Below are 22,048 nucleotides of genomic sequence, written 5' to 3'. Positions count from 1 at the left end.
TTTGCAGGAAATCACACAAGAACATAAGTTCTCTTGTTGTTGCGTTTCCTGCGTTTTATATTATTGTGACATCATACCACTTTATAGTTTGTTATCAATTAGTGGGCATTTAGTGGGCAAGCCCATATAAACCCTATATTAATGAAGAAAGTAGGAACATACCTCATGAAAATAAACAAAATAAGATCATTCCTTTATAAAACATCAAAAATCTTGGGAGACGTCAACGCCGTTCAAAAGGGTGCTATCGGAAAACGTATCATGCGACGTGCTGCGGGTAAAACATCCGGCAAACTAATGAAAAAGATATTCAAATAAAAAAAAGCCCCCTAAAAGGGCTTTCAGATTGTTGACAAAGGGCTAAAATGATCTTGATTTTAACCCTTTGTCTTCTTTTGAGCGTGATAGAAAACCTTTGCAGCCCTAGGAAGGACGAGTACTGGTGCGGAGCGAATTTGACATTCGTGAGCACCAGCACGCAGGACTGACACCGGCTGCTAGTGTTTGTCTACAAACTGGAAGCTCCCAAAAAGAGTTTTTTCTAATGATTTCTCGATATAGATACTAGTTTTATTTACAGCATTCTAAATGAATTACACTAATAATCAAGTTTGTTTTAAACTGATGGTCCATCTGCAAATTTAATGATACTTATACTTCCAGCAGTAGATCCATTTGTTGGTGTTATTGTCCTACTTCCTCCAGAACGATTACTTATAGATACAGTATATGGTGTTGTTGTGACTTGAATAAGAGCAGAAGAAGCTAAATTACCACCTCCAGTAGCATCATTACCAGCACCAGAAAAATTAACACCATTTTGAACTAATCCAAATCCACTTGCAGGACTACCTGCTTCTAAATTGACTTGCCAATTAACCAGGTATAGACCAGGTTCATTAATTGTGATTGTATCACCTGGAGCATTGAAACTAAACGCTGTTCCCGCAAGATCTGGACTTGTAGTAAATGTTACGAGTCCGTTATTTGGTATCACTTCAGTTGTAGTAACCAAAGTTTCTATTCCGCTAGAAAGATTGGGACCTGTTGCTCCGGTGACTCCCGTTGCACCCGTTACTCCTGTACCTCCCGTGGCGCCTGTACCTCCCGTTGCTCCTGTTACGCCAGTCGCTCCCGTTTGACCCGTGGCGCCTGTTGCTCCCGTACCTCCGGTTGCTCCTGTTGCTCCGGTTACTCCCGTTGCACCCGTTACTCCTGTACCTCCCGTGGCGCCTGTACCTCCCGTACCTCCGGTTGCTCCTGTTGCTCCGGTGACTCCCGTTGCACCCGTTACTCCTGTACCTCCGGTTACTCCCGTTGCACCCGTGGCTCCTGTACCTCCGGTTACTCCCGTTGCACCCGTGGCTCCTGTACCTCCGGTTACTCCCGTTGCACCCGTGGCTCCTGTACCTCCGGTTACTCCCGTTGCACCCGTGGCTCCGGTAGCACCCGCACCCGCTATCAATGTGTAATCTGGTGATGTTCCTGGCGTGCCCGTTGGAGACGCCCTATTCACTAGATATGTGCTTCCATTGGACGTCACAACTTGACCTACTGGATAACCTGGTGATGCTGCTGGATCAAATGGTACAATTCCTGTTAAACCTACTCCGGTCGCTCCTGTGGCTCCCGCACCCGCTATCAATGTATAATCTGGTGATGTTCCTGGCGTGCCCGTTGGAGACGCCCTATTCACTAGATATGTGCTTCCATTGGACGTCACAACTTGACCTACTGGATAACCTGGTGATGCTGCTGGATCAAATGGCACAATTCCTGTTAAGCCTACTCCGGTCGCTCCTGTGGCTCCTGTGGCTCCCGCTGGACCTGCTGGACCCGCCGAACCTGCTGGACCTGCTGGACCTCTTCTTCCAGGCGGACCTTGAATAACACACACACAAGGATCCTTTCCACAGCATGGATTTTTCCTTACTCTCTTACATCTATCACACTCCCAATCATACCCACCATACGAATCATACCAATCTCCTCTATTATTATGTCCTGAACATGTTTTTCCACAATTTCTACATCTTTTCATATTATCACCTCAAAATCATAATATATAATGATCTAATAATTGGTGACATCATTAACAAAGATGAACAAAAAGTCTAGATTAACAAATCAATAATAAAAATATTGATAAATATATAATATTCTTTTTTATTATTTTTCAAAATAGGGATAGTTAAATGAATGAATCCCAACCACAAGAAAAAAAGACAAAGACACAAAAAATAAAAGAACTTCCCAGTAAAGAATATTCTTTTCCAAATGAGGTTAACTTATCAAAAGTGTAAACATGCGATCTGTATACTAAATGTAAGTAAATTAGAAAAGTGTTTATTTATAAATTTGAGTTATTACCACTTGGAGTTTCGGGAAAATATGACAAAGTAATTCCCTCTAATCCTTGTGGGATAAAAAAGACCTCTTAATATAGGGACTGACCCCATAAAGTGAAGTCTTTTTTTATTTACTTATTTCAATGCTTTTTTAAGAGCTGATTTCGTCTTGGGTCCATAAATGCCGTCAGCCACAAGACCATGCATCATTTGGAATCGTTTGACCGCATCCGCTGTTTTCGGTCCGTAGTAACCATCAACGCCGTTATTCTTTGCGCCCTTGTCCGGGTAGTAGTAAACCGCCGCTAGGGCTTGCTGTACGGCTTTTACTGCTGATCCCTTTGTAAGAGGCTTTGTCACTTTTAAAATGCCTGTAGGCAAACCATATGACTTTTTAGTAGGCTTGGAAGCTGCTGTTTTGGATGGTTCTGCTTTTGTTGGTTTAACCGTCGGCTTTTTACTTGTGTGAGCAACGGCGATCCCGGCTTTGAAACTGTCCCAGCGATTAAGCAACTTACGAGGGCATTCTTTCCCACTCCATCTCTTATGCGGTACAACGTTGGCGAATGGAATTCCTTGCTCTTTCATGAGCTGGCGAATGACCCATTGAGCATTTTCAACCGCTTTTTCAAAATTGCCGTCTGCGTTTTCACAAATCTCAATTCCAATTGACTTCATGTTTCCGGTTCCTCGTCCATCTCCTGCATGCCAGCCGTTTTCGTTTAACGGTAAATGCTGATAGATCACATTTTCATCCACCGTGTAGTGCCAGCTTACGCCTGTACTAGATCGTTTCACAAACGATGCGTGACTAGCTGCGTTTGCCCCTTTTGCTGTGTTAGCTGTGTTATGAACCGTAATATATAAAGGCTTCATATAGTTGCCTGGTCTGTTGCGGTTACTCTTTGGAATAAAATCTTTAATGATTTTTACCACGTTCATCGTCTCCTTTTGCTGTATTAAAAAGAGCCACCTCATGGCAGCTCCTTACTTCGTTAATCCTTTTTCTTTTAAAATTTCTTTTTGTTGCTTACCTTTGTGAGTCACATAGTTGTTTTTGAACCATGCGACAAGGGTTGTTACGATTGTAAAGATCATTGAAAAAGCAAGATACAATGTCTCAGCCAACGAAGTGACTTGTTCCTCGCTAATTGGCAAGATTGGCTTGCCAAATAGAATTAACGTTTGGTTGATCAATGCCATAAAAAGAAGCACTGTGCGAATCACAGTACCTGTGTCGAAGTTTTTCATATTAGTTCCTCTTTTCTTTTTATTTTTGGTTTCTCTCGATTCTGTCTAGTTTTTCAATGACAACATCATACTTCTCACTAAACTTTGCTAGTACGTCATTTTGTGCGTCAATTTGCTCGTTTAGCTTGTTCTCACGCTCTTTAGTTGTATTGAGGACATAAAACAACACCCAACAAAAAAGAACCGCAAAGGGTCCTTGTGTCATCAGATATTGAGCCAAATCCATTTCCATTTCACTCACCTACTCCCTCACTTTAATCACCTCCTTTAAGAAGGCAAAATAAAAAGCACCTGTTAAGATGCTGTGGTTCCTAAATCTGCAGAAGCAGCTGGCTTGTCGAATGAAACGCCAGTGATCTGCTCAAATTCTTTTTTTGTGATTACTTTTAATGCGACATACTCCCGCATAATCTCAAGAGTGTAAACGCCCCAATCCCAAAATACTTTTATGTCGCCCGCCGTTGGATAAATCATGATGCCCCGCCTCTCTGCAACTGCGTAACTTGGAACGTGAGGAAAGCCGCCTGTTTTTTAAGAGTGGTTATATCATTAGGCAAAGGCGGTTTCGGCTGCATGCTCTCTATATACTCTTTGGATGCTGATTCAAACCACACTCTATCTTTCTCGTCATACTCGGGAAGATACAACCCCTCTTGCGGTCTTACATTCGTAGCGTTTTTCGGCATTTCGTCGTACTCACTGATTATATCTTCACCTGTATACATAAAATTTTCGTCATAGTAATAAATGTGCATGATGCTTCCCCTCCTTTACCACAACGGAATAGATTCATTTATTTCAAATCTGCTTACAAAAGAATTATCGTTAGCCGACATACCGTCAAAACGTAAAGAGCCGTCAGTTTCAAGTGTAAATCTAGCAGATCCATAAGAGCCTACCGTTGCGCCTAAAAATACAGTTCTAGCTGACGGCTTTTGAGCAAAACGGGCTATAACTGTTTCATTGGCTGGTATTCCCTCAAACGATCCCCGAATGCGCAACTCATTTTGACGTATAGAAAATTTGAGAGGGTTCCCGGCAAATTGTTTTGTTGATGTTCCAGCAACAAGTGTGACTTGATTCCATGAGCTTTTTAAGTCTTTTTCGGTTAACATTCGATCCCAACTTTTAAGTTTCCCGTCCGTATGAACCGTGCCCCACCAATGAAGGTTATCTCCACTACGGATAATATGGAACGTTTTTCGGTTGTTGCCGTTATCAATTACATAAATATTGAACCAAGATGAATCCGTTTTGCTTGGCATGTTGACTACGTTTGTGCCTACTGCATAGTAGTAGCCGGACGGCAGCGTTAAAATGTCCGTACCATTCGGCAATACTTGACCTTTTCCATCTTCAGATAACATGTTATGGTTTGAAAGCCTTGACCAACCACTCCACACATTATTGTTAAGGTAATTTGTATATATGTTGTTGGCGTAATCCGTAGCATACACCCATCCAAACGTGCCCTTTTCATTTTTCGCATCCGTCATGTGAAAGAACCCTCTAAAAGAACGGTGATTCGGCAAATCTTTTGAACCAGCTATAGCATAAAACGTCCCTTGACCTAACCCATTATTGATAACTTCGTCTAAGATGCTTAAAGAAGTATCCTTAATTGAGATCAACGGCATTCCATTGTCTGCTGTGATCTTAGACAATTGACCATTATTCCATTTATCTTTCTCACTCTGGGTTATTTTATCTTCCTCGGTCAATGATGACATCCAAACTGTCCAAGTTGAATCTTGATTGCGTACTCTATAGAAAGATTTTTTTCCATTCGTGTCATATGCAGTCTGTAAAAGAGTGCTACCAAAACTCAACACTATCATGAATGATTTATTGACCGATGGCGGGCCATTTAAACCCTTGTTATAGATAAGATAAAAACCGGTATCAATTATCTCGTTATAATCTGTGGTCTCACTTGTACCTTTATAAATAGGCTTACCGTTGTTTTGAGTAAGCCTATAAAGTTGCCCGTTATTCCACTTATCTTTATCCGCCTTAACAACATGGATTTCGCTATTGTTAGCATGTGCGTCTACTTTATCTTGTGCGCCTTGTTTGGTTTCAAGCGCTTCGAGATCTTCAAATTTGTCTCTTAGATCTTCAATCGTTTGAATAGACTCATCATATAAAGCGTTTATTTTTTCTCTTAACGCCTCGAACTCGTCCACATAAAACTCGGTGATCGGCACAATATCTTGGTCAATGAGAGACTTTGAAATGTTAAAAGAAAACTGATGGACGGACATAGATTGATCGTTTGCATAGTACAAATTTAATTCAGCTTTTACATTCCCATAATGCTTGATTTCTTTGTCTGACAAGATATACTCGGCTTGACCGTTCACTCTATCTACTATCGTTATGTCTCGAATGAATCGGCTGCCGTCAGACATAACTAATACAAGTTTTCCTGTGACAGCTGCTAGAGGCAAAGGGACTCCATCTTTCGTGAGTTTGAATATGAGCCTAGCTGTCTGACGATCCTGCGTCCAAAAATTTATGCTGGTTGCTACACTTGAACTGGTATATGCGTTTACATCAAAATCTAATCTCCCATTTTTAGAAACCATACATGACACCTCCTATCTAATAAATACTTTTGCAATCCCATAACCCATTTCGGAATCATAAGGCGTTTCAATATTCATCACTTGCCAATTTGACTGCCCTTTGGTCGCAACACCGTTTTTAGCTTTGACTGAATCACCAACGCTTACCGTATCATCAATCCGTACCATGACTTGTCCAACCAATCCAATCACATGCCATTCTTTACGTTCGGCTCTTGACTGATAGACATTTGACTTTTCAGGATCATAGTTAGGGTTTTCTATAGGCAAACCTTTTTGATTTATCAAAGCCCCAAAACGATCACGCAAGTATCGACCTTGCCAATCAAACGAGGCTTCTCCAAGAACAACTGCGGCAGTATTTGACACCACTCCTAGTAGATAATCCCCTGATTGTGCTGGCATAATTTTTTCGCCTTTCAGTGTAACGATTGTACCTGTTGGAATCTCATGACCATTTGCACTCTCGAAATACTCTGCGTAATCTGAAAGAGATGATCCGCCTCGTACTTGACCTGCACTCGTGATGTTTCCCGACTTAGACGAAATTTCCCATTTCAATCCGTTATATCCACCCGCAGTGGTATAGCTCTTAATTTGCGTGACGTTATGCGATGACAAGATTGTACGGGCATATCCATTACCCTTCGTGTGGCTGTTGTTTGATGCGATGACAGCTTGTCTCGATCCTTCGGTTGACGATCCCGCCCTAGAAGCTAATACACTATTTGCAGGACCTTTTGTTTTACATGAACCCGTAGCAGCAATGACCGCGCTCGAATCTGACAAAGCGTGTCCTGACGTTGAACCAGCAACCAATCCACCCTTTAAGCGTGTCGGTATCTGCTTATTCGTATTTTTAGCTAGATCTGCAGCTTTGCTATATCCGTAAGCATGTACTCCTACAATCATCGTTTGTGTATTTGGAGAATACACCCCAATGTTGCCGTTAGAATGAATAAGATTTCCTGCCATCAACTTGACTGAATAAACCCTGCCGCCTATCCCAATGCCTATAGGTGCGGAATTTTCAATATTAAAGTTTGAGATAGTCACATCATCAGCTTTTTGTGGACCACCGAAAACACGAACATCATGAGATGCCTTTTTAAATCCAGTAACTGATAATCCGTTAATATCAACCCGTCTACTTTTGTATTGAACAGCAATAATTGGATTACCTTTGTAGTCATAAGATGGATTACCTATCGCTGTAAAATTAGTGACTTTAACTCGATGGTAAGCAGATACTACAAGCGCTCTAGGCGATAACCCCTTGTACATATCGTTAAATACAGGCTCGATTGACACACAATTAGTAAACGACACATCGCGTGCGGTCGTACTTTGCGGATCTGATGCACTGTGATGACCAATGTGTCTTGCATCATAACTGCGTACATCTCGATACGATACATGATCTGATACATGAACATTTTGAGCTGCCGGCCACTCAGCATGTGCTTTGACCTCCACACCTCTTATGTTTCCGCTTGTGTAGCACCCGTCCACCCAAACATTTCTAGAACCATCATCTATCTCAATACCGTTTGAATTTGATGTGCCTGCTTTGTGCGCTTTACCACTTGGATTTGTACAGTGGCATCTATCAATAAAGATGTACTCGCTATAATGAGTAGTTATACCGTCATCACCGTACCCACTCGCCTCACAGTTCTCAATCCAAATATATCTACATCCATCTTTTGTATAATTAGATCCTGATATATTGTAAGACGGCGCCGTGAAGTCAAAATCATGTAATCCCGGATTAATGGATTGAACATTTTTCACCCAGCCAAAATGGACTTTGGCAAAAGATAATGCACTTGATGCAATGCCACCCGTTGCCTTCATGCCGCCCTGTCGATCACGATTCCAGTCTAATGAAAAACCATCAACATATATGTTTTTGTTTCCGCTATGATCTTTGTTTGTTAAAAGAATCGTACTGGCTGGTGCATCCTCATGAAGTTTAAAAGTAGTAATCCCTTTCCCCTGTCCAATCAATGCCGAATTAGAAGGAATACGTATTCCGCGAACGATGTATACGCCGGCAGATGCTTTTACTCGAACCCGACCTTTTCCGAATGCCTTTTTAAAAGCCTCTGTCGAGTCTGTCTTTCCATCAGGTACGGCTCCAAAATCGTCTACATGCACTTCACGCTTGAATCGCTTATCAATCTTTGCGAACTCGTAGTCTAGCCGATCTTTAGCCGTCTTGTGTATACTAGCGTCTGTGGCGACCCTAATATCAACAACCTCCTTGACATCATTGCCATCGTGATTTAATACAAGGTTTGTCAATCTAGCCCACACATTTTCTATCCTATTTGCGACAGTAAACAAACCATGCATAATCTGTTTAGAAGAGTGCGCTTTTTCATGGTTCTTATGAGCGTATAATTCTGTAGCGTTTTTATTAAGCTCGTTTTCAATTGTCTTCATATCCCCGCGTAACTGCGATTCATAGACTGAATTTCTTGTCGTATCGTAATCCTTTTTAAGCCGGACCAATATGTTCACTCCTTTCAATTCCAAAAAGAAAAAACGCTCCTAATTGAGCGTTCTCATTAACTGATCTATATATCTTTTTTGCTGCTTAATCTGCCGTGCCTGACTCACTTGATAATCCTGAATGTCTTTTCGGAAGTTTGCGAAAGTCATTTTAGGGCTGTCATACGGGTTGAGGGGGTTATAAGTGACAGACACTAGCCTTACATCGTCTTCAAACGTGATACCGTTTGCTGTATCAGCAATGACATGTATGGTGTCACCCTTCCAAAAATCCTCTTCTATTCCTTGTAGTGCTGGCTCATAGATATATTGATACTCTGCCTCAACGACCACGTCAGGATATGGGTTCACATGCTTTTTCAAAGCAGATACCATGTTGCTTGGTTTTTTTACTGTGTCATCTCTTATCGGCTCACCCCAGCGCGGCTTTCCTTCAATAAGAAACTTATCTTCATCAGGATGAATGTATAGGATAGGTTCGAATTCATATTCAGGCTCTTTTTCCTTTTCATCCTCGTTCGTTTTTGTATCGGTTGACTTTGCGTCACTTTTCTTAGCTTTCTTTTCTTTCTTTTCTGCACCGTAACCCCAAGCTCTTGTGGACGTGTTTTGATCATTGATCTTCAACTTAAAGCCTGGCATGTTATATCGACTGTCGAAAGTGTAATCTACTACTCTTCCCATCTTTTTATATACATAGATGACGTAGTTGTTTACATCAAGTTCAATTTCATAGTCATCAACAATCTGATCCATTAATTCGATTCTATTTTTTTCGCCGAAGCCGTCTTGATCAACGGTATCAAATGATGATTCTTTTTCTTTCAGGACATATTGAAAAGGTGTGCCAGCAAGTGCAATGTCTAGGGCTTCTTTTATGTTGAGTTTCTTTGACGTTTTTTCCTCGACCCTGTCATTTACAAGAAGTACAGTATAGACATGGTTGGCCGTTACCTTCTTCTGCAGCACGTTTTTCCTGCTCTGATCAAGCTCAATGTCTGTAATGTAATATTTTTGATGATTATAAACTTTTTCATCCAAGTACAGTATGTTGCCTGGAACGAGCAAGTCAAATTCTGCCCCATTATCCTCAGTCCGTAGAAGGGTGAATGCGAAACTCTTCTTACCTGTTGTATCATCTTGCAACTCCAACACAGCGCCCACGATCTCTACAAGCTCTTTGCCGTCCTTGGTTGATACATGCAGCTGCCTGAAATCAATATCAGAAGGTAGTCCGTCGTTTAGCTCTACATCCTTGCCTTGATACTCTTTACTTGGATAAGAAGGTTTAGTTGGTGTTTCAGGTTCGCTTGGTTCTTCTGGAACATCGTCCAAATTATCATATTGTGTGAGCTTGTAAGTAAAGATGATGCTGTTCAATTTTGTTGCATAGTTTATATCAGTGGCGTAACCAGCTTTTGAAACTGCTGCAGTAGCCTTCTTATAATCTTTTTCACCAACAACCGCTTTATAGCGACCCAAACGGGTGTACAGGCTTCCAAGATCCGCCAAACTCTCTGCGTATGATGGATACTTTCTAAACTTAGCTTGTATCCTTGTAACGTTCCCCTTCTTATCTTGCTCACTTGTCCACATCAGTACATATTTTCCGTTATATGTACCTTTGACTCCGAAGAGATTATGCGCCTTTTGAGACAGGTCACTTTTTCCGAAACCACTTTCTAGGCACCCCTGAGCGATGACAAGGCTTGCGAGGACATTATATTTTTTTTGGACTTTCTGTGCTCCCGGTGCTAGTTTCTTTATAAAATCTTTTGCAGCCATGACAACCCCCTTTTACGGAAAATAAAATCTTGTATCGAATACAATTTCAAAATCATTTGTATTCTGTATCTCAAACTCATTCATGCCCTTATCTAAGGACGGCAGCCTTCCCGACGTTTTCAATCTTTTATTGCCGACAACGGTATATTGTTTTAAGTTCCTGACCCGCTGGGACTTTTTCAGTTCGGCTTCTATTTTCAATCTTTCGTTATTCGTATGATTGATAATCGTTATGTTTTTCCCTTTTGCATTAAGAAGCACATTGTAATCATGCTGCAGTGGATTAATAGGTAAGCCAGGATTATATACACTGAAACGCTTTTTGTTTTTAAATCGGTACTGCAGATCGTCGCGCCTTTGGATACCCATTCCTGAAAACCATCTTTCATTAGAAAAGTTCTGTGCGCTTAAAGACGTGCCTTTTGACTCTGCCAGCCCCGTGATATTGTTAAAATCTACTTGGAAGGATACCTGGTTTTTTTGCTTGTCTTTAGGGATCGTAAACCCTCCGTCACACGTAACCGCAAAACGTCTCCCAGGAAGCAGATCACATGAGATGTAATACCAAGAGGGCTGAACAACGAGATCATAAAACTCGTGTCTATACTGATAAAAGTTTGCCGCGATTTTAGCATCTAGCAATATCTCAACCTTGATAGATCTTTCTTTGTACACTATATCGCGCGGATGCTGCGTCGGTACAAGTCCGTTAAACCTTGTCAACTGTACAAGCTCCCTATCAGTGCTCGGCGCGTCAGGTGCAAAGCTAAGCAACTTAAAATAGGGCAGTAACCCCGACAAAGGTTGCTCCCCCATTCCATCTCTGAAATCAAAATACAGATCCATTTATCTTTTCAGCCCTCCTTTATAGGCATTCTGCTCATATTTTTGAGCGCTCTTTTTGTCTAGAATAGATGTGTCTCCTTGATTAAAAACGATGTCTGCTAAATGCTCACCGCCAATAATGACAGGCGCAGGATGGATTTTGATTGTTTGCCCTGCCGCACTTACGCTTTCATTGTTCGTTTGTAAATTGTTTGATAGAAGACTAATAAGGGCATCTAGCTTCTGATTTAGAATAGGCGTATCAATTTCGTTTTTTACAGTCAGTTCGGCTCGCATCGTGTTTATTTCATCTGCTGCCCCCTGGATGTTGAAAACCATTCTATTAATTTCAGATTTAAAGGACGACATAGCACCTTGTGCCATAGCTGCAGTGCTCTTTTTCACTTCCGTCGATTTTTCTCCAAGCCCAATGATGAAGCCGTCACCAAAGTTCACGCCTTCTGCGATGGTTCTTTTTGCAGGTGATTTTGATTGTATGGAATCTTTCAGCGAACGTATTGCAACTTTACCGATGGCCCAGGCAGCTTTCCAAATTGTCCCGCCGGTGCCTCCCATACTACGAATACCGTTAGCAAAGCCTTTAGAAAAATCAGCACCCGTACCAGTTGTTTTTACACTTGATAAGCCTTGTTTTCCCGATTGTGCTACGGTGCTTCCCGAATTACTAGCGTTTCCGGCTTGGCTACGGATTCCCGATGCAAATTCAACACCTGCTTTTTGTCCGCCTCCGCCATCAGTTGTTTTCGCAAGCTGGGCTGTTGCTGTTGCGCTCACCGAAGATGCTGCAGTCGTATTAGCACCCTTTGTGCTTGATATTCCCGAACTGTGACTTTGTCCTTTTGTCACACCTGCTTGCGTGGCTTGCGTGGTATTTTTGTTTAGGTTTGATAACGCTGTTTGATTTACACTGCTTGCTGCCGTGCTTGTGATGCCGCTTGTTGAACTTATTCCCGCGCTAAATGATTGACCCTTTTGAGAGCCGGATGTATTAGCCTCTGCATTGCCTTCACTTAGCTTTTGATTTAGTGCTTGCTGCAGCACTGTTCCGCTGTTAGATACGTTAACTTTTGACGAATTAATACCTTCACTAAACAATTGACCTTTTTCTTGTCCTGCAATTCTAGGGATGCCGTTTTCTTCTCGCAATTTTTGATCCAGTGTTTGTTTAAGGATCGATCCACTTGCTAACGTGTTAGGCGTCGCAGCTGTTATGCCATCTGCGAATTCATCGCCCATTTTCTTTCCTGATTCACGGGCAGATGTTGCACGGTTGAATTCGTTTTCTATCTTTTCAATCGCTTCATTTGCTTTGCTCGCTGACTCTTCTGTAGAACGGCCCAATCCCTCGTTAAACTCTATAAGCGCTTGTTTCGTTTTTTCTAATGCTTCTTCTTTGCTGTCTCCAAGTTTTTGTAAGAATGCTACTTGTTTTTCGGCCCATCGTTCTTGGTACTTTGCTTCACTTTCTTCCATTTCAACAAAGATCCCCATTGAATTACTGGAATACTCTTTTTGCTTTTCAAGGGCTTTTCCTGTTTCCAAGTCCAGCAGTTTCCCGTCTTGAGCCATTTGATCAAATAGCGCTTTTGAATTGTTTTTATACGCTTCTAGGTTCTTAGCAAGATCCCTTTGGTAATCGGCATTCGTTTTCGCTTTTAACGCTTTGTATCTTTCAGCATTTTTTGCATCTTTTACAATAGCTTCATCCAAGACTTTAATTCTATAGTCTCGGTCTTCTTTCGCTGCTTTCTGACCTTCTTTGTATAGCTCTGTGATTTGATCATTGTAGCTTTTTGCATTTTTAAAAGAGAGCTTGTTTTGACTCTCGGAAACCCTCTGTTGAATAGCCAATGCGTCTTTTTGATTGGCCGCAAACTTACTCGTCGCCTGTTGAAAGAATGAAATAATGCCATCAAATTGTTTCTTTTGTGAAGCATTCATATTTGATGATAATAAACCTGTTTCATCCTTCAATTTTTCAAGTTGGCGCATTTTCTCTCGTGCTTTTTGAACATCCTTGTCGATGTTACCAACTAATTGATCTGTCCAATCTTCTCCGATTTTCTTTGTCTCTTTTTCCTGATCTTCAAATAGTCCTTTGAGAACTGCTATTGCATCAGTCTTAAATCCTTCTAACTCCTTAATAAGTGAAGTGGACATTTTTTGATAAGTAGACAATAGATTGCTTGCCATCTTCTCGGCTTCTTTTCCTGAAACCTGTGTCAGTTGGAACAGTTGTGATGTAGCTTTTTCACGTAGATTCACGTATGATCCTGCCGCTTTTTGTGTCGCTTTAGAAACGCCCTCACCATATAGAAGAGCCGATTCTTTTGCTTCTTCTTGACGTTTCTTTTGGTTTTTCAGTTGCTCGTTATACGCATAGGTTGCTACAGCAATGCCGCCTAGTAAAGCCGTTCCCCCCACAATAGCAAGCCCCACTGGACCCGTAAATGCTAAAAGCGCACCAATACCCATCGTCAGCGTTGCGACTGCTGTTGTGGCGCCTAGGACACCCGTAGCAAACAATGCTGTTTTAGCAACCGTTTGGGCTGTGGCAGAATCCATTTTATTAAACATGGTTACGATGTCTGCCCCTTTTTCAGCTAGGTTACCAAGCGCAGGAAGTAAACTTTTAGTTAGTTTAATTTTTGCTCCTTCTACAGCAGAATTAAAGGCAACTATGCTGCCTCGTGCATTATCTAGCATCGTATCTGCCATATCTTGAGCAGCACCGTCTGATTCCTTCAAAGCCTTTGTGTTCTCTTTTAAAGCCTTGCTGCCTTTTTGTAGAAGAATAGCCCAATGTTTATAAGATTCAGCACCGACAATGGTTTTTAAGGTTGCGGCTTGCTGCTCTTTCGTCATGCCTTTCATGCCCTTTTCCATTTCTGCAACGACTTCCGGCATGCTTTTCATATCTCCGGCGGCATCGAAAAACGCAAATCCTAATTTATCAATTTCCTTTTGGGCCTTTTTAGCTGGCGTTGCCAGCCTAATCAACGACGTACCAAAGGCTTGTCCTGCGATAGAACCTTGTAAACCTGCGTCACCAAACGCCATGACTGCGGCCGCTGATTCTTCTAGTCCCCATCCTAGCGAATTGGCATTAGGGGCAAGGAACTTCATGGCCTCTCCCATTTGCTCAACGTTTGTGTTTGCGTTAGCTGCTCCGTATGCAATTACATCCGATGCGTGACCTGCTTCCTCAGCTTTCAAGGCAAAGGCCTGCATCATATTAGAGGAAATGTCGGCGGCGGCAGCTAAATCTAGTTGACCTGCAGCCGCTAAATTCAACATACCTGGCATGGCTGCGTAAATATCGTTTGCTTTAAATCCAGCCATCGCAAGGAAACTTTGTGCGTCTGCTGCTTGACTAGCAGTAAAAACTGATGTTGCCCCAAGATCCATTGCTTGCTTTTCTAACTTTTTTATTTCTTGGGCTGTACCACCTGAAATAGCTTGGACTTTACTCATTTGCTTTTCAAAGTCCATACCCACTTGTACTGCATCTTTTAGCGGGAGGGCCAAGCTAGCAAAAGCAACACCTGTAGTCATTGCTACCGAAGCACCGGTACTTCTCATTTTGTTGCCAACTGTATTCATTCTTTGGCCCATTTTATAAAGCGATGAGGATGTTCGTTTTATCTCAGCTTCCATCTTCTGAATTTTATTAGTCGTTTGCGTTAACGCGTTTTGTGTTTTATTCATTTCAGCTGTTGCATAGTTCAGCCTGCGGGCAAGGGTTTGCGTTGATTCCGCATCCTTTCCCTTCTTGATGGCTGAATCTGCATACGCTCTTTCGAGTGCTTTGACCTTCATTTTATGCTGATCCATTTGCTGTGAAAGGGTTCTGACTTTCGCCTGTGACGTTTTCAATTCATTGCCCCACACACCTACGGCAGTCCGATTCTTTTCAAATTCAGACTTTATGTTCTTCATTTGAACGGCAATTGCTTTCATTTCCCCGTTAAATTGGGACGAATTAGAATACAGCTTTACTTTAATGTCTTTGCTCAATCCCTCACCACCTTTTTACAGTCCAGGTATTTGATCAATGTATAAGGGCTTATCCGATGCTGTAGCTTTCTTACTTGGCTTTTCCTTGCTCGCTTCTTTGCGTCGCGCCAGACGTTTCAAGTGATACACAATATCCATTTCGTCTATCTGATTTTGAGTAAAGCCAATGTCCTCTAATGCGTTATACATATCAAGGACAGCATCGGACAAACTTACTCCCCCGGCTCTGCTTCCTCTGCGGTTTCTGGATTCAGGATATTGCTCGCCTCGACGATATTTCCGATAACATAGTTTGCGGTTGCGTAGATTGTTCTACTTAAAAGGCGTGCATCAATACCTTGTTCAAATTCTTCTGCAGTGAATTTGTTTCCGAACACTTCACAGATAAACTCTGATTGTGCGGTTGTATAAATTCTTTCAGGATCGTTTGACTCAAAGTCTTCTGTTACTTCTACCGCAGTTCTAAACAAGGCACCTGTGATAAAGCTAGGAGTGGAAAATTTCTTTTTCTTTCCGTTTAAATGCAAAGTGATTGTCAATGCTTCCATGTTATTGCCTCCCGATTACAAAATAAAAAAGAGCGTTATTAAACGCCCTTTCCGATGTCTACTGAACTTGTGGAATCCTCTGTATCTTTTCCCGTTGAAAACGACGCACCGTCGTATACAACTTGTTTAAACCATTCATCCGGGTCAAAGCCTTCGTCGAACTCAGCTTGAGCCTTCCAACGGTTTTTCCCCTTCTTATTTTGTAAAGTCATAAAGCCTGCTTTAAACTTTGGTGTTTCAGGATCGGCTTTCCCTTCGGTAGTTTTGTGTTCATTTCCCAGCAATTCAGGAAGCCCCTTCAAGAACCAGTAATATCTGTGCCCGCCTGTGGATGTTTTCGCTCTAAACCCGAATGCCAAGAAAACCGCCTTGTCATCAGAACTTGCAAAAGAAATCCCATTTTCGACCTTGTGCCCGAAAATCTTATTTTGTACCTCTATAGGTAAATCTGCTAGTTCAGCCTCAAGGTCAATGTCACCCATGTTGTTAAATGAATCGAACACGCCGTTATCAGCCCAAAACTTAGACTGTTCTGATTTAGGATCGACTTTGACGTTTACAGCTCCTGGCAGTCTTTCAGGCTTTGCATATGCAAGTCCCTTGTCATCATCCTGAATAAGTTCAGCGTAATGAAACATGTCTAATCCGTAGATTGTTTTCCCCATCTGTTTTCCTCCTAGAAAAATGTTTTGACGTATCTCATACCTCTGTGAAAGATTTTTGTATCTGTTTCGTAAAGGTCAACGGAATCGTATCTTCCGTAACCTAAATCTTTCATAAGACGATCTATTTGTTTCGCTATTTCTGTTTCGTTTTTCCGTGTGTCTGCTTTTGAAAATATGCTTAACTGGAATCGAACCTCACTTGCTGCGGAGTGGTTGTCTCTGTACTCCTGGTCCCTATTTGTAATCTCTGAAAATACAACTCTTGGGAATGCGGCCACATCGTCAGCCACAAGATGATGAAAATCACCCGTGACAAGCTGCTTTAATTCATCATTTTTTATTAACGCTGCACTCAATTCTTTCTTTGCATCAAGACTCATTTAATAGGTGCCGTGATAATTCTTTCCATGATCTTCACAGCTTGTCCCTCCCCTTCAACTGCGCTTTTTTCAATGAATGGATGCGGCGGCATTTTAGACGTGCCCCACTCTAAAAATCGCCCTCTGTAAGCGACTTTTCTATTCGGACCAACCGAAACAAACAGCTCACCGTCTTTTGATTCTCTTGCAGCTGAAACGGTGATGTTATCGACCATGTGAGGCTGATTTTTTGAACTTTTATTCACGTTACGTTTTTGGTGCGCGGCTATTACCTCGCCCCCAGCTTTAAGGGCAACCTTTTCGGCTTTTTCGACGTCGTCACCGATTTTATTAAAATATCTCGTTAAATCTTCGAACCCTTCTATATCCATATCAGCCATTTATGCCGACCTCGTTACAAGTGACTTCAAGTCGCTTCTTTTTGTTTTCTATGTCGTTATAATCCATTACATCGAAAGTGCGATAGATTGGCTCTCCTGCCTCGTCTGTCCCAGTTTGAAGAAGGATTCGCATGTCTTGCTTTACGTCTTCTCGGTATCTTATTGTAATTTTCTTCGGTGACTTAACCCCTAGCGCGCCAGCAACAAGCGTATCTGATTTTGTTCCGGAAAATCCTTCAATTGAACCCCATGTCTCAAAGACATTTTCATAGGATTCATTCCAATTCAGCTCATCATCCTGTACCCTTTTCTTTACTTGGAAAATTAATCGGCGATTCAACTCGCTTATCTTCTTCATCCTCTTCTGCCTCCACATAGCGAAGTTGAGTTAGTTGGTCCCGAATAGTAAAAGGGATGGATGAGCCGGAAACGCCTGACTCATACACCCCTCGATTTTCGTACCAATGTGCAACAAGCATGCCTGTTACAAGCGCATACTGTGCATTTCCTTCCACATAACGTCCTATACCATTTTTGATGTATCCTTTTGCTGCAGTAAGTAAGGTTTTAAGCAAGGCGTCATCTTGATCGGTATCAATTTTTAAATATTCATCTTTCAGCATTTTTAAATCCATTGTAGACCGCCTACTTATTCAGTATTTTCTTTACCCTCAATTTGGTCTAATCGAGACTCTAAATCAGTGATTCTTTTTTGTACCTCTGAATTGATGTTGTCCCATTTAACGCTACCTTTACCGATTGTTCTGGAGTTGACAGATCCATCGCCTAAATGATCATTCTTAATAGACCCCGTTTCAATTACTGCGGGGTCTCCTTTGTCACCTTTTGGGCCTTGCTCTCCTGGATCGCCTTTTTCTCCTTTCGGTCCTTGAGGGCCTTGCTCTCCTGGATCGCCTTTTTCTCCTTTCGGTCCTTGAGGGCCTTGTTCACCAGGATCACCCTTTAACCCCTTCACATAAAGAGGATTTTCTTCGCTATTGTCTTTCACCGTAACTGCTGTGATAGGTTTACCGTCTGCGCCCGCCTCTGCAGACGTGAATACTCCATTACTTTCGTTTAGGTAATCTTTAGCCATGTTTTATCCATTCCTTTCAATTATTTTATTCTTTGTTCAGTTTGCTTTTCAGCTCTTTTATTTCGTCTTCCATACCTTTGAGTCTAGTTTCAATAGACGAATTAAGATGCTCCGGCATGACGCTTCCCGTCCCGATGTTTACCGATCGAACTGCTTTTTCGGACAGCATTTCATGTGTCACGCTTCCTGGTGCAGCTGACCCGCCACCACCTAGACTCACTTCCTGACCATCTTTGACGATTTTTCCACCTGCAAACTCTAAAACACCACCGATGACAGTTCGATCCCCGCCATCAGTGGTGTAATTTTTTGTCACTCGCATGACTTATTCACCTCTTTTTTTACTCACTAATTGACAACAGTCCGTATACTACCGCTTCTTTGTCCCAAGCCACAACGTCTTCACGTTCAATCGCTCGTACTTTCGTTGTGTTTGTCTCAAACGATCCTGCAGCAAGATTCGTATAGTCAATAGACTGTTGTTGACGATCAAATAAGACAACTGCCTCTTTTAAATCACCAACGATTACAGGTGCTTTCCCTGCTTTTGTTTTCAAGACTTTGTTTGAGATTACCACCACGCGGCGACCAAACAGCATTTTGTTAGTAGGTTCAGAAGGAATATCTTTAAGTAGATATTTGCCGTCCGCATCTTTCAATTGATCAAGGTAGTTAAACCCGTCTTGATTTGTCATGATAATTGCGCTGGATGTAATGGCCGTATCAAGAGTAACGTTTAATGTCTTTTTAATATCGTCCAGGCCTTTAAATTCAACCTTTTTCAAGCCATCAAGGATAGCTAAGATAAGAACGTTTCTTGTTGCGACTGATTTTTTAACGAACCATTTTGCAACATACGTCATGATGGCTTGGTCTGTATCTTGCAGCAATGTATTTGAAAGTGGTAAAAGCCCAGCATAGTCAGTGATGCTGTATGATAGCTTTGTAAACTTAGGCTGGTCTGTTTCTGGAATTTCTCCCATTTCCTCGATGTCTAGGAATGGTGTCATGTCTCCGTTTTTTTCAAGCATACGACTACCTGAACGGGTTGCTACCGGCTCGACCGTGACATATTGCTCAAGCTGATGTAACTGCTCTCGCTTTAATTCTTTAATGGTTCTTGAAATATCTTCGGGGATTAGGATTCCGCCATCTTCTTCATTTTTTCCTGACATCGCTCTGAATTCAGGTTTTTCTAGGAATTCACGTTCTTCATGTGTTAAGGATTTACCACGAAGAGACTTCATGAACAACTTGGTGAATTGGTTTTGACGTTCTTCTTTATCTCCCTCGGCTCCTTTTCGCCCCTCCGGGTTACGTTCTAGCTCCGGCACAAAATTTTCACCGCCAGGTAAATCCGGCACGTTCAGTGATCTTCCTTCCACCATCAATTCAATTTGATTCTTAAGCTCTTTCACTTCATCGAGAAGCTGGCGCGCTTCCTCTGTTTTTCCTTCTGCTAGTGCCTTATCCGCATCTTCTTTCTTCTGCGTAAACTGCTGACGTAATTCAATTTCTTTTTTAGACATTTGTATTTTCCTCCTCATAGAACGCAAAAAAAGCCTTATTCGGGAAGATCAAGGCTTAATAGTTCCAATTCAATTTTTAAAGTTTCATCTGTTGGTACGCTTCGTTGTTCTTTCATTTCTTCTAATTTCTCTAAGCTGCGGGCACCTACCACAGCTTCGGTATCGCTATACGCTGGTGTCGTTACAAGAGATATGTCATAAATGCGGTGAATGTTGTTTATTCTTCGTTCGTATATGTCTTCATCTTCATTTATGCGCCACTCGTCAGGTTCTTCTCCGTTATAATCCAACGAAAAAGCAAATGAACATTGATTAATAACACCGCTGCGTATATTCTCCATGAGATCGCGGGCATATGACGTGTCTGACGGCTTAAATCTGAATTTAAGACCTATGCCGTCTATTTCGAGTTCAAGCCGCCCTGACTCCCCTGAAACGGTATTTCTAGCTAGAGGAAAATCCTCTCGATGGTTAAAAAGTGCAATGACGTTTGATAGGTCGGTAGATTCTAAGGCGCTTCTACTGATAATTTCTTTGAACCACCCTAAACGTTCGGACCATTTTTCAAATTTAAGGGCATAGCCTTCCACATATTCGGATTGTCCTTCTCCATCAGAACGAATCTCAATTGGCGTCGTGAGCAGCCGCACTTCTTTTTCTTTACTCATTCTTGCTGTCACCTCCCTTCATGGCAGAACCAGCTTTAAGTCCTTGGTATTCTTCCATGAAATCAAGGAACACATAATTCAAGCTAGAAAGATATTTTTCGCCATGCTCGATAGGGTTTCTTTCGAGTAAGTCGCGAACCTCATTTTTATTTAATATTCCTGATTCGATCATAAATTTGAAATACTCGGCTTGAGTCTTACTATCTCCGCGCAGTTCACTATCAACATTGAATTTTACATAATGGCCCGCTTTTTGATCATTGTCGGTAAACAGTTTGATATTTAACTCCTGTTCAAAGTTGACTATCCAAGGCTGCAGGGTGTTTTTCATATATTCAATGGACTGGTGCTCAATATTTGAAAAGGTTGCCTTATCTAATTCATTGATCTTGTGCAACGGAACTTTATAAATCATGGCAATTTGTGCTTTATTGAATTTCATTGATTCTACAAACTGCGCTTCTTGCAACGGCATGGCAATAGATTGATATTCTAATCCATTATCAATAATCGCTATGTTTTCACCTTGATTGACTCGCTTCCATTCTTTACGGACGTTCTCTTTTGGCTTTTCATCCAAGAAAGAAGGTACTTTTAGAATGCCTCGCGGCGTGGCTTCGTTTTTATATAGTTTTGCGTTATATTTTGTAGCCGCTGCTTGAGCGCCTATGTGCTCTCGTATTACACCGATAGGCGACTTACCGTGTATGCCATCCGTTGATAGACCTTTAAAGTGAAGCACTTGGTGTTCATAAAGTTCCATCATTCTTCCATTAACAGTGGTTTGGTACCATAGCCTCCCTGAGTCGGGATGGATGTATGCTTTTGTTGCATCCGGCCGCAACGGGTAAAGATTTTCAGGGAAACCGTGCGCCCCAAACTCAATCATCGAATAGGCATTTCCCCATGTGAGGACATGCGTCATCATCAGCTTTTTCCATACATAAGCTGTCATGTACGGGTTTGGCCTTGCGTAGATCGTATAGGCTGATGGATGATCGGGATTTCTATTGACCCCCTGCTTCTCTTTTTTAAAAGTATGGATCGGCAGCTTTGCGATGTCATCAGACAAGACATTGACACATGCAAAAATGTCCGGCTGCACAAGTGAATTGCTTTCACTGACTCTTTCACCGCTTGCCGTTTCTCTACCTCCGAACAGATTGATCAACTGACTGAAACCGTCTAATGTTGTGAGTTGGATCGTTTTTCAAAAAACTTATCTATAAACATTTATTTCACCTCTCTTTCTGCCGCGCATGACTTGACAGCAGGTAGGCGTAAAACATAAAAAATACACCCGTCAGAAATAGACCGATGTTTGTATTTACCCGATACGCTGCCAGCAGAATAAAGATGCACCCTCCGATAAACAGCAAGTCATTTAAAATCATCTTTAAAAAAACAATAAATTTTTTCACTCTCTCACA

General features: G+C 41.8%; 23 protein-coding genes and 1 pseudogene. All 24 read right to left on the bottom strand.

The window, feature by feature from the left end:
* Positions 1-616: 616 nt before the first annotated feature.
* The 24 genes and pseudogenes from NKR21_RS09355 to NKR21_RS09240 all read right to left on the bottom strand — a co-directional run bounded on the left by NKR21_RS09355 (position 617) and on the right by NKR21_RS09240 (position 22,039).
* On the bottom strand, positions 617-1,897 hold the full coding sequence (locus tag NKR21_RS09355; protein ID WP_313959871.1) for a collagen-like protein: 1,281 nt from the start codon (positions 1,895-1,897) through the stop codon (positions 617-619).
* A gap of 586 nt (positions 1,898-2,483) precedes the next feature.
* Positions 2,484-3,284: a peptidoglycan recognition protein family protein gene (locus tag NKR21_RS09350; protein ID WP_144458202.1), complete on the bottom strand. Its 801-nt coding sequence runs from the start codon at positions 3,282-3,284 to the stop codon at positions 2,484-2,486.
* Between the two features lie 51 nt (positions 3,285-3,335).
* Complete coding sequence (locus NKR21_RS09345; RefSeq protein WP_144458204.1) at positions 3,336-3,599, bottom strand: phage holin; 264 nt, start codon at positions 3,597-3,599, stop codon at positions 3,336-3,338.
* Positions 3,600-3,618: 19 nt separating this feature from the next.
* A complete protein-coding gene (locus tag NKR21_RS09340; RefSeq protein ID WP_034324986.1) occupies positions 3,619-3,831 on the bottom strand; it encodes a BhlA/UviB family holin-like peptide in 213 nt (70 codons plus the stop codon).
* A gap of 62 nt (positions 3,832-3,893) precedes the next feature.
* Positions 3,894-4,073, bottom strand: coding sequence for an XkdX family protein (locus tag NKR21_RS09335; RefSeq protein WP_144458206.1), 180 nt, complete (start codon positions 4,071-4,073; stop codon positions 3,894-3,896).
* Positions 4,070-4,354, bottom strand: a complete 285-nt coding sequence (locus tag NKR21_RS09330) for a hypothetical protein (RefSeq protein ID WP_144470421.1) — start codon at positions 4,352-4,354, stop codon at positions 4,070-4,072. Before NKR21_RS09330 ends, NKR21_RS09335 begins: the two co-directional genes overlap by 4 nt.
* Before the next feature lie 15 nt (positions 4,355-4,369).
* A complete protein-coding gene (locus NKR21_RS09325) occupies positions 4,370-6,187 on the bottom strand; it encodes a BppU family phage baseplate upper protein (protein WP_253602505.1) in 1,818 nt (605 codons plus the stop codon).
* 12 nt (positions 6,188-6,199) lie between these two features.
* Entirely contained in the window at positions 6,200-8,704 is a 2,505-nt protein-coding gene (locus NKR21_RS09320; RefSeq protein ID WP_144458210.1) for a peptidase G2 autoproteolytic cleavage domain-containing protein, read from the bottom strand.
* Between the two features lie 39 nt (positions 8,705-8,743).
* Entirely contained in the window at positions 8,744-10,489 is a 1,746-nt protein-coding gene (locus tag NKR21_RS09315; protein WP_253602504.1) for a phage tail protein, read from the bottom strand.
* A 12-nt stretch (positions 10,490-10,501) separates the two neighbouring features.
* A complete protein-coding gene (locus NKR21_RS09310) occupies positions 10,502-11,335 on the bottom strand; it encodes a phage tail domain-containing protein (RefSeq protein WP_144458214.1) in 834 nt (277 codons plus the stop codon).
* A complete protein-coding gene (locus NKR21_RS09305) occupies positions 11,336-15,352 on the bottom strand; it encodes a phage tail tape measure protein (protein ID WP_144500034.1) in 4,017 nt (1,338 codons plus the stop codon). It abuts the gene before it with no gap.
* Between the two features lie 15 nt (positions 15,353-15,367).
* The gene (locus NKR21_RS09300; RefSeq protein ID WP_144458218.1) at positions 15,368-15,562 is read right to left on the bottom strand and encodes a hypothetical protein; all 195 of its coding nucleotides are present in this window, start codon (positions 15,560-15,562) and stop codon (positions 15,368-15,370) included.
* 2 nt (positions 15,563-15,564) lie between these two features.
* Positions 15,565-15,900, bottom strand: coding sequence for a phage tail assembly chaperone G (gpG, locus tag NKR21_RS09295; protein ID WP_144458220.1), 336 nt, complete (start codon positions 15,898-15,900; stop codon positions 15,565-15,567).
* 38 nt (positions 15,901-15,938) lie between these two features.
* Positions 15,939-16,565 carry a major tail protein gene (locus tag NKR21_RS09290; RefSeq protein WP_144458222.1) on the bottom strand — a complete coding sequence of 209 codons (627 nt, stop codon included), beginning with the start codon at positions 16,563-16,565 and terminating at the stop codon, positions 15,939-15,941.
* Between the two features lie 11 nt (positions 16,566-16,576).
* Complete coding sequence (gp17, locus tag NKR21_RS09285) at positions 16,577-16,945, bottom strand: tail completion protein gp17 (protein WP_144458224.1); 369 nt, start codon at positions 16,943-16,945, stop codon at positions 16,577-16,579.
* Positions 16,942-17,325 carry an HK97-gp10 family putative phage morphogenesis protein gene (locus NKR21_RS09280; protein WP_106072761.1) on the bottom strand — a complete coding sequence of 128 codons (384 nt, stop codon included), beginning with the start codon at positions 17,323-17,325 and terminating at the stop codon, positions 16,942-16,944. Before NKR21_RS09280 ends, gp17 begins: the two co-directional genes overlap by 4 nt.
* Positions 17,318-17,683, bottom strand: a complete 366-nt coding sequence (locus NKR21_RS09275; RefSeq protein ID WP_144458226.1) for a phage head closure protein — start codon at positions 17,681-17,683, stop codon at positions 17,318-17,320. Before NKR21_RS09275 ends, NKR21_RS09280 begins: the two co-directional genes overlap by 8 nt.
* Entirely contained in the window at positions 17,619-17,960 is a 342-nt protein-coding gene (locus NKR21_RS09270) for a head-tail connector protein (protein WP_144458228.1), read from the bottom strand. The genes NKR21_RS09275 and NKR21_RS09270 overlap by 65 nt, the downstream gene beginning before the upstream one ends.
* 14 nt (positions 17,961-17,974) lie before the next feature.
* A complete protein-coding gene (locus tag NKR21_RS09265; protein ID WP_144458230.1) occupies positions 17,975-18,421 on the bottom strand; it encodes a collagen-like triple helix repeat-containing protein in 447 nt (148 codons plus the stop codon).
* A gap of 25 nt (positions 18,422-18,446) precedes the next feature.
* Positions 18,447-18,743 carry a hypothetical protein gene (locus NKR21_RS09260; RefSeq protein ID WP_144458232.1) on the bottom strand — a complete coding sequence of 99 codons (297 nt, stop codon included), beginning with the start codon at positions 18,741-18,743 and terminating at the stop codon, positions 18,447-18,449.
* 19 nt (positions 18,744-18,762) lie between these two features.
* On the bottom strand, positions 18,763-19,950 hold the full coding sequence (locus NKR21_RS09255) for a phage major capsid protein (RefSeq protein ID WP_144458234.1): 1,188 nt from the start codon (positions 19,948-19,950) through the stop codon (positions 18,763-18,765).
* A 35-nt stretch (positions 19,951-19,985) separates the two neighbouring features.
* Positions 19,986-20,618, bottom strand: coding sequence for an HK97 family phage prohead protease (locus NKR21_RS09250; RefSeq protein ID WP_144458236.1), 633 nt, complete (start codon positions 20,616-20,618; stop codon positions 19,986-19,988).
* A pseudogene (locus NKR21_RS09245) lies at positions 20,611-21,851 on the bottom strand (phage portal protein). Before NKR21_RS09245 ends, NKR21_RS09250 begins: the two are co-directional and overlap by 8 nt.
* A gap of 5 nt (positions 21,852-21,856) precedes the next feature.
* On the bottom strand, positions 21,857-22,039 hold the full coding sequence (locus tag NKR21_RS09240; protein WP_144458240.1) for a hypothetical protein: 183 nt from the start codon (positions 22,037-22,039) through the stop codon (positions 21,857-21,859).
* Positions 22,040-22,048: the final 9 nt, after the last annotated feature.

The sequence above is a fragment of the Bacillus sp. 1735sda2 genome, assembly GCF_024159245.1.
Classification (GTDB): domain Bacteria; phylum Bacillota; class Bacilli; order Bacillales; family Bacillaceae; genus Bacillus; species Bacillus pumilus_O.
This window is presented reverse-complemented; position numbering and strand designations above follow the sequence as displayed.